The following is a 12,192-nucleotide window of genomic DNA, read 5'->3' as shown; positions in this document are numbered from 1 at the left end:
GTTAAAGTGACGCTTCGGCGCGCCCCCTCGCAGGAGCCGCGCTCCGACCGGAAGCACCCGAATCAGCCGTTGAAGCCGAGTACTCGAGAGATGGAGCCGGCCCCACGCATCGTCGGCCCGTCTTCGCTTGATGAACGAGAAGGTGAGGAGGATCGAACGATGCACATCGGAGTGCCAGCCGAGACACGCCCGTATGAAGCGCGCGTGGCCGCGACGCCCGAGACGGTCAGGAAATACGTGGCGGCGGGTCACCGCGTCACGATCGAGCGAGGCGCGGGCAGCGCCGCGAGTTATACCGACGACGCCTTTGCCGCGGTGGGCGCCGAGCTCACCGATGCCGCCACGGCGTTCGGCGCCGAGCTCGTACTCAAAGTCCAGTCCCCGAACGAAACCGAGCTTTCGATGATGAAGCGCGGCGCGGTGCTCGTGGGCATGCTCGAACCGTTCAACGCCGCGAACGCCGGGCGGCTCGCAACAGCCGGCCTCACCGCGTTCGCGCTCGAGGCCGCGCCGCGTACGACGCGCGCGCAAAGCCTCGACGTGCTGTCGTCGCAGGCCAACATCGCCGGCTACAAGGCCGTGTTGATCGCGGCCGATCTCTACCCGCGCTTCATGCCGATGCTGATGACGGCGGCGGGCACCGTCAAAGCCGCGCGCGTGTTGATATTGGGCGCGGGCGTGGCGGGCCTGCAGGCGATCGCCACGGCGAAGCGGCTCGGCGCGGTGATCGAGGCCTCGGATGTGCGGCCGGCCGTCAAGGAGCAGATCGAATCGCTCGGCGCCAAGTTCGTCGACGTGCCGTACGAAACCCAGGAGGAGCGCGAGGCGGCCGAGGGCGTCGGCGGCTATGCGCGACCGATGCCGCCCAGCTGGCTTGCGCGCCAGGCCGAACGCGTGCACGAGCGCGCGAAGCAGGCCGATATCGTCGTCACCACGGCGCTGATTCCAGGGCGCGACGCACCGATGCTGCTGCCGGAGGCCACCGTCCAGGCCATGCGGCCGGGCTCGGTCGTCGTCGATCTGGCGGCCGGGCGCGGTGCCGAACTGCCGGGACAGCCCGGCGTGCGCGGCGGCAACTGCCCGCTTACCGAGGCCGACAAGGTCGTGACGAAGTACGGCGTGACGATCGTGGGCCACACGAATCTGCCGGCGATGGTGGCCGCCGACGCATCCTCGCTCTATGCGCGCAATCTGTTCGATTTTCTGAAACTGATCGTGACGAAAGAAGGCGCACTCAACATCGACATGGCCGACGACATCGTCGCCGCGACGCTGATCGCGCGCGACGGCGAGCTCGCGCGCAAAGCCTGAGGCTCAGGGAGACAGACGATGGAAATCATCAGCCACACGGTCATCAACCTCATCATCTTCGTGCTGGCCGTCTATGTCGGCTACCACGTGGTCTGGAACGTCACGCCCGCGCTGCATACGCCGCTCATGGCCGTGACGAACGCGATTTCGGCGATCGTCATCGTCGGTGCAATGTTGGCCACGGGCCTGACCGTCGGCGGCGCGGGCAAGTTCTTCGGCACGTTCGCCGTGCTTCTCGCGGCGGTCAACGTGTTCGGCGGCTTTCTCGTCACCCGGCGCATGCTCGAGATGTTCAAGAAGAAAGAGCCGAAGAAGCAGGCCGGCAAGGAGGGTGCGTAAATGAGCATGAATGTCGTCACGCTCCTCTACCTCGTCGCGTCGGTCTGCTTCATCCAGGCGCTCAAGGGGCTCTCGAATCCGAAAAGCGCGCGAGCCGGCAATGTCTTCGGCATGGCCGGCATGGCGATTGCCATCCTCACGACGCTCGCGCTCATCGTCAAGGAGGCGGCGCTTTTCGGCTCCAACCTGGGGCTCGGCCTTGGGCTGCTCTTTGCCGCGCTCGTCGTCGGCGGCGCCGTGGGCGCCTATGTGGCCGCACGCGTCGAGATGACGAAGATGCCCGAGCTCGTTGCCGCGATGCACTCGCTGATCGGCCTCGCGGCGGTGGCGATCGCCTATGCGGTCGTTTCCGAGCCCGCCGCATTCGGCCTCGTGCCGCCCGATGCACCGTTCGACGGCTATCTGCCGTATGGCAACCGCGTCGAGCTTTTCATCGGTACGTTCGTCGGCGCCATTACGTTTTCGGGCTCCGTCATCGCGTTCGGCAAGCTCTCGGGCAAATACAAGTTCCGGCTCTTTCAGGGCGCGCCCGTCGTATATCCCGGTCAGCATCTGATCAACCTCATGCTTGCGCTCGGAATGGTCGGCTTCGGCGTCATCTTCTTTCTCACGCAGTCGTGGCTGCCGTTCATCGTCATGACGCTGATCGCGTTCGCGCTCGGCGTGCTGATCATCATCCCGATCGGCGGAGCGGATATGCCCGTCGTGGTGTCGATGCTGAACTCGTATTCGGGTTGGGCTGCGGCCGGTATCGGGTTTTCGCTCAACAACGCGATGCTGATCGTGGCCGGCTCGCTCGTCGGTTCCTCGGGCGCGATTCTGTCGTACATCATGTGCCACGCGATGAACCGCTCGTTCTTCAACGTGCTGCTCGGCGGCTTCGGCGCTGAACCCGGAGCGGCCGCGGCGGGCGGCGCGGCGGAGCAGCGGCCGGTGAAGTCAGGTTCGGCCGACGACGCGGCGTTCATGCTCTCGAATGCCGAGAACGTCGTGATCGTGCCCGGCTATGGGCTTGCCGTGGCGCGCGCACAGCATGCGCTCAAGGAACTGACCGACAAACTGGTCCACAAGGGCGTGGATGTGCGCTATGCGATCCATCCTGTTGCGGGCCGTATGCCGGGGCACATGAACGTGCTGCTCGCGGAAGCCGAGGTGCCCTACGATCTCGTCTACGAGATGGAGGACATCAACAACGAGTTCGGGCAGACCGACGTCGTGCTCGTGCTCGGCGCCAACGACGTGGTGAACCCCGCCGCGAAGAACGACCCCAAATCGCCGATCGCGGGCATGCCGATCATCGAGGCATACAAGGCGCGTACCGTGATCGTCAACAAGCGGTCGATGGCGGCCGGCTATGCGGGCCTCGACAACGAGCTCTTCTACATGGACAAGACGATGATGGTCTTCGGCGATGCGAAGAAAGTCATCGAGGACATGGTGAAGGCCGTCGAATGACCGCCGGGTGCCGCCATCACGCCGATGGCGCTTCGACGCGGCGCAGGTAGTCGGCGAGCCGCCGGCCCTCGGTGTCGGGAAAGCGCTCGTGCAGCATGACTTCGCTCATGCGCGAGATATCGAAGTTGCGGAAGTCGGCGCGCAGCTCGCACCACGCGCCGACGGTCCACTGACCGCCCCAGTAGACGAGGCTGAGCGGCCAGATGCGCCGCCGTGTCTCGGCGCCGACTTTATCGCGGTAGGCAAACTCCACGACATGACGCGTGTCGACCGCGCGATGCAGCGCGTCGACGTTCTCGAAGAATTGGCGATCGATGTGATACGAGGGAGCGAAGACGGCGAGCCGCTCGAGCGTCGCTCGCTTTTCGGCGGGCATGGCCGAGGCGATTTTCGCCAGCGCGCTGCGGGCACCGCCCGCCATGGCCGTGCCGCCCCACGTTTCGATCATGCGCGCGCCGGCCGCCAAGGCCGCCAGTTCGTCGGCCGTGAACGTGAGCGGCGGAAGGCTGGCCGAGCGGCTCAGCCGATAGCCGATGCCGGCCTCGCCCTCGATCGGCACTCCCGAAAGCTGCAGATCGCGCACATCGCGATAAACGGTGCGCGGCGATACGCGCAGCCATTCGGCCAGTTGCTGCGCGGTCGTGAGCCGCCTGCCGCGCAGCAATTCGGCGATTTGGAAAAGACGGTCGGCTCGGCGGCTCATTCTGGCAACGGTCGTCGATGGGGCGTCGATGGGGCGTCGATGGGGCGGCGGCATGACGTGGCCCGCGCGGCGCGCGGGGAATGGCGCGATGATAGCGCGCGCGGGGCAGAAAGCGCCTTAGCGCAACTGCTGCGAGTGAAGGCCGATCCGGTTGCCTTCCGTATCGACGAAAAAGCCGATATAGCCGAGATCGCGCGGCAATTCGAGGAGCGAGCCCGATTGCTTGCCGCCCGCGCGTTCGATGCGGGCCAGCGTTGCCTGCAGCGAGGGCTCGGCGTTCAGATAGACGGCCACACCCGCGCCGTTTTCGGCCGGCAGCATCTGGCGCGGGTTGTGAACGATCGAGCCGCCCGTCGCTTCGTCGGCGCGGGAGAAAATGGCCATCGGCACGCCCGCCATCGTCTCGCGGCGCAGCTCGACGTCGAGCGCCGTTTCATAGAAGCGGACTGCGCGCTCGAAATCGATGGCGGGAATTTCGAACCAGTTGATGACGCGATTGGCAGTAGCGACGGCAGTCATGTCAGTCTCCATACAGAGTGGCGGGGTGTGAGGGAAGCGCCGGGTAGCGCGTGAGGAGAAGTGTGCACAGGCACTGCTGACACCGTTCTGTCAGCAGGATGGCGGGAGGAATGAGGGAGCGAAGGACGCGCCGAGGGGCGCGCGCGGCGGGCACGAACGCCGAAGGCGCGGTTTTCGACCGGGAGCGGACGTGTCTTGATGGGGCTTGCAGCGAAGTGCGGCGCGGATTGCCTCCCGCGCCGCGTCAGCTCGTTTTTGTCTGCTTTTGCCTGCTTCTGCGGGGTACTGCCTGGTTTTGCCTGGCTGTGCCTGGTACTGCGCGTCGCGATTTACCCGGCGCGCGTCGTATCTTCCGATGTGCCGGCCGAGCGTGATTTCACGCTGCCCGCCACGAGATCGAAGCGGAAGAGCCGGCACTCGAGCGCGCCGTTGAAAAGAGGCGTCTTGGCCGATTCCCGCAGGCGCATCTGCCCGGGAAGCTTGCGGTCGGCCGTGAGTACGAACGCGCGCCAGCCCGCGAAGCGCTGCTTGAGCGCGTCGCCGAAGGCGTGGAAAAACTCGGCGTCGGGTGTCTCGTCCTGTGCGCGCCGGAAGCCATCGCCGCCGGCGTCGCGAGGCCCTCGCCCGCGAACGGCGATCCGCTCGCCGTAGGGCGGATTGGCGACGATGATGCCGGGTGTCGTGCAAGGCGGCGTCATCGCGCGCGCGTCGATCTGCTTGAGGGCGAGCGCAGGCACGCCGGCTCGCGCGAGATTGGCGCGCGCTTTTTCGAGCATGTCGCCGGAGATGTCGCTGCCGAAAACCTGCAAGGTGGCGGCGTCCGTCGCGCGTGCGGCGCGCTTCGCGTCGAGGGCGGCGACCTTCATGGCCTGCCACGCGCCGACGTCGTATTGCTTGAGCTTTTCGAAGCCGAAGCGGCGTTCGACGCCGGGCGCGACGCCGAGTGCCATCTGCGCGGCTTCGGCGAGAAAGGTGCCGCTGCCGCACATCGGATCGTAAAGCGGCGTGCCGGGCGCCCAGCCCGCGACGCGCAGGATGCCTGCCGCCAGGTTTTCCCGCAGCGGTGCCGCGCCCTTGTCGAGGCGCCAGCCGCGCTTGAAAAGCGGCTCGCCCGAGGTGTCGAGATAGAGCGTGCAGGCATCGGCCGTGAGGAAGGCGAACACGCGCACATCGGGCTGCGCCGTGTCGATGCTCGGGCGCGCGCCGCTGATGCTGCGCAGGCGGTCGCAGATCGCATCTTTGACACGCAGCGTGGCGAACTCGAGGCTGCGCAGCGGCGATTTGATCGCGGTCAGATCCACGCGCAGCGTTTCGTTCGCGGAAAACCACTGTTCCCAGCGCTGCTCCGCGGCAAGCGCGTAAATGTCCTGCTCGTTGCGATAGGGTCGCTCGGCGACTTTGAGCAAGACACGGCTGGCGATGCGCGAATGCAGATTGGCGGCCATGCCGATCGGCCAGCCGCCGCGAAAATGCACGCCGCCGGGCACCTGTGAGCCGGCTTCGAACAGGGCGGGTGCGGTCGCGTCACGCGCGAGGCGCGCGGCGATCTCCGCGAGTTCGGCTGCAAGTGCGGCTTCGAGCCCGCGCGGGCAGGGGGCGAAAAAATCGAACGGCGTGGGGGAGGACATAAGGCGACACAAGGCGTGCAAAGACGCCATTGTACGCGGCCCGCCGCAGCGGGCACTCCCGGGCCGATGCGCTGGTCCCTGGCACGAGCAGATCGATTGCCTTATGCCGGCCGAGCGTGTGGCCCGACTAAATACCGCGGTCGCACGCGGGCGTCAGGAACACGCAGCCACCGAGACACGCAGCCACCGAGGCTTGGGATTTTCCCCGGCTCGTTCCCGAGCAGGCGGCGTCCGATAGCGCTCGATGGGGCCGAGGGCAATGCAACCGTTCGAGCTCCGCGCTCATTTGACTGGCGTCGGGCGTCCCACGGTACAGTCGATGTCGGCCGGCGGCACCGGCTGCGACGGCCCGCGTTGCGCGCGCAGGACCGCCGCGATCTGATCGGCCATTTGCGCCACGGCGCGCCGGTGGCCTTCCACGAGCGCGGCGTAGCCTGCACCCACCGGCACGTCCGCGAGCGTCCGGCACGTCAGAACCGACTGCGAGCTGACGGCACGCACGCTCCAGACGGCATCGAGCACGGCCCGCTCGCCCGGCCACGACTCGAAGCGGCGCACGTTCGCCGTCACGCGATAGACGGGTACGCCGGCAGGATAGGGCGCGCCATAGACGTCGAACGTGCCGAGCCGGGCCGCGAGATCGCCCGAGAGCGCGCGGCGGATCTCGTCGCCCGGAAGCGAGGCCCAGCGTTCCTGCTCGAGGACGTCGACGCGCGAACCGCCCGCTTCCACGACGAGCTGGTTGCGCGCCACTTGCGACGGCACGTCGACTGGCGCCAATTCGAAGAGGAACGCCGGTTTGGCCCCGGCTGTGCGGGCCGCGCCCGGCGCGTCGCCGCCTGCCGGTCCGCTGCCGGCGCCGAGCGTATAGAAGCGGCTCGCGGGCGAGGCGCAGGCGGCGAGCGCCAGAGCGGCGGCAAGCGCCGTGAGGCGGAGCAGGGCGCGCGTGCCGCGCGAAAGGCATGCATCCATCATGGTTGGTCCTTGGGCTTGCCGCGAAGCAGCGATTCGGGGTGCCGTTCCAGGTAGTCGGCAAGCGCATTGAGCGATTGCAGCGTTTGGGTGAGCTGATTGAGCGCCTGATGCATGTCCGACTGCAGCGGCGAATCCTGCTGCAGCGTCGCTTGCGCGGCACCGAACGTCTGGCGGGCGGCCGCGAGCGTCTCGCGTGCCTGCGGAGCGAGCTCGGTGTCGAGCTGCTTGAACAGGTTGTTCGCGTTCTTGAGCGTGCCGTTCAGGTTCTGACTGATTTCGTCGAACGGTATCTTGTCGAGTTTCTTGGCGATGTCCGCTACTTGCAGCTGCAGTTCATCGAGCGTGTTGGGTACGGTCGGCAGTACGATCGGCGATTTGCTCACGTCGACCGCCGCCTTCGGCACGTTCGGGAACATATCGAGCGCCACGTAAAGCTGGTTCGTGAGCAGATTGCCCGTGCGCAACTGGCCGCGCAGACCATGCGCGACGAGCGTGCTCAGCAGATCGTTGCCGGCGCTCGGGCCGCCGCGCGCGATCGCTTCGCGGAATTGCTTGCCGAGCCGGTCGGGGTAGAGGTTGATCGTGACCGGCATCGTGAAGTTGCGCGCCTTCGGGTCATACTCGACGCCAATCTGGGTGACCTCACCGAGCTCGATGCCGCGGAAATCGACCGTCGCGCCCGGCGACAGCCCGCGCAGCGACTGATTGAACTTCATGACCACGGTGACGGGCGGCCCATCGGGTTCGCGCATCGCATCGCCCTCGTTCGAGGCGAGGCGGAACACCGCGTTGTCGGGCGCCGTTTCGCCTACCGCCTGGCCAGGAGGCGACTCGAACGCGATGCCGCCGATGATCACCGTTGCGAGCGATTGCGTGTTCAGCTTGAGCCCGCTCGAATCGAGGCGCAGATCGACGCCGCTCGCGTGCCACCAGCGGGAGTTGGTGCCCACGTATTGATCGTAAGGCGCGTCGACGAAGACTTCGATCGTCACGCCGGTGCCGTCCTTGTCGAGCGAGAAACCGACCACTTGGCCTACCTGCACGCGCCGGTAATAAATGGGCGAGCCGATGTCGATCGAGCCGAGCGAGCCGCCCTCCAGCGTGTAGCGGCGGCCGCGCTGGTCGCCCGTCACGGCCGGCGGCTTTTCGAGCCCGACGAAGCTCGATTCGGCGTTGTGCGAGCGCCCCGCATCGACCCCGATGTAGGCGCCCGACAGCAGCGTGCCGAGCCCCGATACGCCGCTCGTGCCGATGCGCGGGCGCACGATCCAGAACTTCGTGTCCTCTACCGCGAAATCCTCGGCTTCCTTCGAGAGCTGTACCTCGACCAGCACGCGCCGGTGGTCCTTCGAGAGCCGGATCGTCTTGACCGCGCCGATATCGACGTCCTTGTACTTGACCTTGGTCTTGCCGGGCTCGAGCCCTTCGGCCGTCGAAAAGCTGATTGTGATCGTCGGGCCGCGCTCGGCGATCGATTTGACGACGAGCGAGATGCCGATCAATGCGGCGATGAGCGGCACGAGCCAGACGAGCGATGGCAGCCAGCCGCCGCGCCGCGCGCTCAGCGGCTCTGGCAGATCGGGCGGCAAATTCCCGCCGCCGTTGGATCGGGGGGGCTGTCCTTGCGGGCTGGTCATGGCGTGGTTCCTGAATCGTTGCTGCGGCGAGGGGGCGTGGGGCGGCCGCGTCCGTAGGCTTCGTTTTGGCCGTTGCCTTCGCCATCGTCATCGATGGCATCCCAGATGAGGCGAGGGTCGAATTGCAGCGAGGCCAGCATCGTAAGTACGACGACGGCGGCAAACGCAAGCGCGCCCCAGCCCGCGGTGATGACGGCGAGCGACTTGAAGCGCACGAGCGCGACGGTCAGCGTGACGACGAATACGTCCAGCATCGACCAGCGGCCGATGCGCTCGACGATGCGGTAGAGCCGGGTGCGCTCGAGCGGCCGCCACGGCGAACGTTGCTGGGCGGTGGCGGCGAGCAGGGCGAGCACCGAGAGCTTCATCATCGGCACGAGGATGCTGGCGACGAAGACGATGACGGCGAGCGGCCAGTCTCCGGACACCCAGAAGTACACGACGCCGCTCATGATGGTGTCGTCTTCGTCACCGAAGAGCGAGCTCGTGTGCAGCACCGGCAGCAGATTGGCCGGGATGTAGAGCAGCGCCGCCGCGATGAGGAGCGCCCATGTTCGCATGATGCTGTCGGGGTTGCGCAGGTGCAGCGCGGCGCCGCAGCGCGAGCAATGCTGATGGCCGTGCGCCGGCCGCACGCGCGGCTCGACGTTGCCGCATGCATGGCAGCCGACGAGTCCTGTGCGCGCCGCCGTTGTGTACTTCATCGCGCGCCCGGGTGGGATCGGGCTGCGTCCGTGCCCGCCGTATCGGCACGCCGGTTCTCGAGCGAATCGGCGATGTCCCAGAGCGCCCGCGGATCGAACATGACCACGACGGCGAGCATCAGCGTGAGGCCGCCGAAGGCGAAGAGCGCGGCTTCCGGAACCACGCGTGCGAGCGAAGTCATTTTCACGATCGTGACCAGAATGCCGAGCATCAGCACCTCGACCATTCCCCATGGGCGCACGAACTGAATGGCGCGCAAGACGAGATTGAACCCAGGCGGTACGACGCCCGAGCGTATCGGCATCAGCACGTAGAGCAGCGCGACGAGCTCGATCAGCGGAAAGAGGATGGTCGAGCAGAAGACGATGACGGCGACGAGTTCCATGCCCTCGCTCCACAGTGCCACGAGCGCGCCCATCAGCGTCGTTTGCGACGTGTTGCCATTGAGTTCGAGCTCGACGATCGGAAAGCCCTGAGCGATCACGAACGTGATCAGCGCGGCGAGCGCGAGGGCGGCGATGCGGTCGATATGCATCGCGCTCGAGCGGAAAAGGATGGCTCCGCAGCGTGGGCAGCGTGTGTTCGCCTGTTGCGCGTGGTGCGGTTTTTGCAACAGTGCGTCGCATTCGTGGCATGCAATCACGTTCAGGCGGTTCATAGGCACGGGCTGCGGTCCTCACGGTTCGGGGCAGATCGGGGTCGTGGCCAGGGGCCGCAAACCCGCGCCCATCTTACCAAAAGGGGATTTGCGGCAACTCGGCCCGGGCAGCGCCGCATATTTCGTTTCGTTGCCGGCCGGGCGTGTCCTCGCGGCTGGGACGCCCGGCCATGCGCCGCAAGCAGCCGGAATCGGGGCCGGGCGCCTTCCCCACGCCATCCCCGCTTGCGGTAGCATGGCGCCGGTGTGGAATAAGGACCGTCGCCCGTTCGTTGTTGCGATATCCGCCCTTTCATTTTTTTTCTCGCGCTCAATCGCCGCCGCTTCATATGTCGACTGAACGACTGCCTTCATTTGCCTCTGCCGAGGCTTACACGCGCACTGCGATCGCCTTGCACTGGCTTATCGCGCTTTTGATCGTGAGCGCTTTCGCGATCGGCCTCGTCATGACCGACATTCCCGGCTTCACGCCGCAAAAGCTCCGCTATTTCTCGTGGCACAAGTGGATCGGGGTGACGGTCTTCGCGCTCGCGCTGCTGCGGATCCTCTGGCGCCTCACGCACGAAGCACCCGGGTTGCCTCAGCGAATGTCGGCATGGCAGCGCACCGCCGCCCATGCCGTGCACGGACTGCTTTATCTGCTGATGATCGCGGTGCCCGTCACCGGCTATCTGTACAGCTCGGCTGCCAACGTGCCTGTCGTCTACCTTGGCCTTGTGCCGCTGCCGCGCATCATCGCGCCCGATCCGACGTTGAAGGAAGTGTTGAAGACGGCGCACGTGACGCTCGATTATGTCCTCGGCGCGTTCGTGCTCGCGCATGTGGCCGCGGCGCTCAAGCATCATTGGATCGACCGCGACGGGCTGCTCGCGCGGATGATCCCGTTTTTGAAACGATCCTCCTCCTGAGCTCAACCACATGAAGATGAAAGCTTCGTTTTATCGCTACATGCTTGCCGCGTTTGCCGCGACGGCGCTCGCCGCGAGCGGCGCCGCGCGAGCCGAGGTCGACACCGCCAAAAGCTCGATCGTGGCCACGTCCAAGCAGATGAACGTGCCGGTAGACGGCAAGTTCAACAAGTTCACCGCGCAGGTGAGCTTCGATCCGGCCAAGCCAACCGCCGGCAGCGCGCAGTTCACCATCGATGTCGCGAGCTACGATCTCGGCGACAAGGAATACAACAACCAGGTCGCGGGCAAGGACTGGTTCGATGCAAAGAGCTATCCGACGGCGACGTTCGTCTCGAGCGCTATCGCCCCGGCGGGCGGCAATAAATACAACGTGAAGGGCAAGATCACGATCAAGGGCCACGCGCAGGACGTAACCGTGCCCGTGACCGTGACACAGCAAGGTCCGTTGCAGGTATTCGACGGTGCATTGCCGATCAAGCGCCTGCAGTTCGGGGTCGGCACCGGCGAATGGAAAGACACCTCTGTCGTTGCGGACGAGGTCATCATCAAGTTCCATATCGTCGTTGCCGGTTCGGCTAAAAAGGCGTGAAACCGAACGCCCGGCCCCGGGGCTGCCCCCGGGGTTCTGTCCGCTCGCTGTCGCGTTGTTGACGTTTTTTCGCTTTCTGCGCGTTGTGCGCATTTAACGCACTTATTGCTCGTATAAGGAGAGTCCTTTGAAAACGACCGTTCTGGCCGCCGCCGCGGCGATCGCCGCTTCCCTCTCGTGCGGTGTCTTCGCCGCCGACACGTACCAGTTGGATCCGAGCCACACCTACCCGAGCTTCGCGGCCGACCACTTCGGCGGCCTGTCTGTCTGGCGCGGCAAGTTCACGAAGGCAGCCGGCACCGTGACGCTCGATCGTCAGGCCAAGACGGGAACCGTCGACGTCACGATCGATCCGGCCTCGATCGACACCGGTAACGCGAAGCTCGACGATCACCTGAAGGGCGACGAGTTCTTCAATACCTCGAAATTCCCGGCCGCTACGTACAAGGGCACTCAGATCAAGTTCGACGGCGACAAGCCCGTGGAGGTCATCGGCACGCTGACGCTGCATGGCGTGACGAAACCGCTGAACCTGAAGATCGATTCGTTCAAATGCATGATGCATCCGATGCTCAAGCGTGAAGTGTGCGGCGTCGAAGCCAGTGCGAAGTTCGACCGCGCCGACTACGGTCTTGACTTCGGCAAGCAGTACGGCTTCAAGATGGAAACGGCGCTTCAGATCCAGGCTGAAGGCGTCAAGCAGCAATAAATCCGCCGGCGCGCCGCATCCGCCACCAGCCGCCTCGGGCCGCCTGCCCGTGG

The 12,192-nt window shown here is 65.9% G+C and carries 12 protein-coding genes and 1 pseudogene; 6 read left to right on the top strand and 7 right to left on the bottom strand.

Features of this window, described 5'->3' with window-relative positions; genetic code table 11:
• Positions 1-159: 159 nt before the first annotated feature.
• From U0034_RS06320 to U0034_RS06310, 3 genes are read left to right on the top strand one after another with little or no spacing between them, the layout of a single operon-like run.
• Entirely contained in the window at positions 160-1,311 is a 1,152-nt protein-coding gene (locus U0034_RS06320) for a Re/Si-specific NAD(P)(+) transhydrogenase subunit alpha (protein WP_085223328.1), read from the top strand.
• Between the two features lie 18 nt (positions 1,312-1,329).
• Complete coding sequence (locus tag U0034_RS06315; RefSeq protein WP_085223330.1) at positions 1,330-1,650, top strand: NAD(P) transhydrogenase subunit alpha; 321 nt, start codon at positions 1,330-1,332, stop codon at positions 1,648-1,650.
• Positions 1,651-3,105: an NAD(P)(+) transhydrogenase (Re/Si-specific) subunit beta gene (locus U0034_RS06310; protein ID WP_085223332.1), complete on the top strand. Its 1,455-nt coding sequence runs from the start codon at positions 1,651-1,653 to the stop codon at positions 3,103-3,105.
• Between the two features lie 16 nt (positions 3,106-3,121).
• Here U0034_RS06310 and U0034_RS06305 read toward each other — a convergent pair.
• The 7 genes and pseudogenes from U0034_RS06305 to U0034_RS06275 form a co-directional block, all read right to left on the bottom strand.
• Positions 3,122-3,808, bottom strand: a pseudogene (locus U0034_RS06305) (helix-turn-helix transcriptional regulator); the annotation flags it as partial.
• Between the two features lie 117 nt (positions 3,809-3,925).
• Complete coding sequence (locus tag U0034_RS06300; RefSeq protein WP_085223336.1) at positions 3,926-4,327, bottom strand: VOC family protein; 402 nt, start codon at positions 4,325-4,327, stop codon at positions 3,926-3,928.
• 329 nt (positions 4,328-4,656) lie between these two features.
• Positions 4,657-5,955, bottom strand: a complete 1,299-nt coding sequence (locus U0034_RS06295) for a THUMP domain-containing class I SAM-dependent RNA methyltransferase (RefSeq protein WP_085223338.1) — start codon at positions 5,953-5,955, stop codon at positions 4,657-4,659.
• Between the two features lie 282 nt (positions 5,956-6,237).
• Positions 6,238-6,930, bottom strand: coding sequence for a PqiC family protein (locus tag U0034_RS06290; protein WP_085223340.1), 693 nt, complete (start codon positions 6,928-6,930; stop codon positions 6,238-6,240).
• Complete coding sequence (locus U0034_RS06285; RefSeq protein WP_085223342.1) at positions 6,927-8,567, bottom strand: PqiB family protein; 1,641 nt, start codon at positions 8,565-8,567, stop codon at positions 6,927-6,929. Before U0034_RS06285 ends, U0034_RS06290 begins: the two co-directional genes overlap by 4 nt.
• Positions 8,564-9,271: a paraquat-inducible protein A gene (locus tag U0034_RS06280; RefSeq protein ID WP_085223344.1), complete on the bottom strand. Its 708-nt coding sequence runs from the start codon at positions 9,269-9,271 to the stop codon at positions 8,564-8,566. The genes U0034_RS06285 and U0034_RS06280 overlap by 4 nt, the downstream gene beginning before the upstream one ends.
• Positions 9,268-9,930 (bottom strand): paraquat-inducible protein A, encoded by a 663-nt coding sequence (locus U0034_RS06275; protein WP_085223346.1) that lies wholly within the window; start codon positions 9,928-9,930, stop codon positions 9,268-9,270. Before U0034_RS06275 ends, U0034_RS06280 begins: the two co-directional genes overlap by 4 nt.
• 329 nt (positions 9,931-10,259) lie before the next feature.
• Between U0034_RS06275 and U0034_RS06270 the strand changes: the two genes are divergently transcribed.
• From U0034_RS06270 to U0034_RS06260, 3 genes are all read left to right on the top strand, one after another.
• Positions 10,260-10,838 carry a cytochrome b gene (locus U0034_RS06270; protein WP_085223348.1) on the top strand — a complete coding sequence of 193 codons (579 nt, stop codon included), beginning with the start codon at positions 10,260-10,262 and terminating at the stop codon, positions 10,836-10,838.
• Positions 10,839-10,854: 16 nt separating this feature from the next.
• Positions 10,855-11,430: a YceI family protein gene (locus tag U0034_RS06265; RefSeq protein ID WP_085224368.1), complete on the top strand. Its 576-nt coding sequence runs from the start codon at positions 10,855-10,857 to the stop codon at positions 11,428-11,430.
• A gap of 127 nt (positions 11,431-11,557) precedes the next feature.
• A complete protein-coding gene (locus tag U0034_RS06260; protein ID WP_085223350.1) occupies positions 11,558-12,139 on the top strand; it encodes a YceI family protein in 582 nt (193 codons plus the stop codon).
• Positions 12,140-12,192 lie beyond the last annotated feature (53 nt).

Source organism: Trinickia caryophylli (genome assembly GCF_034424545.1).
In the GTDB taxonomy this organism is placed as follows: Bacteria; Pseudomonadota; Gammaproteobacteria; order Burkholderiales; family Burkholderiaceae; genus Trinickia; species Trinickia caryophylli.
This window is presented reverse-complemented; position numbering and strand designations above follow the sequence as displayed.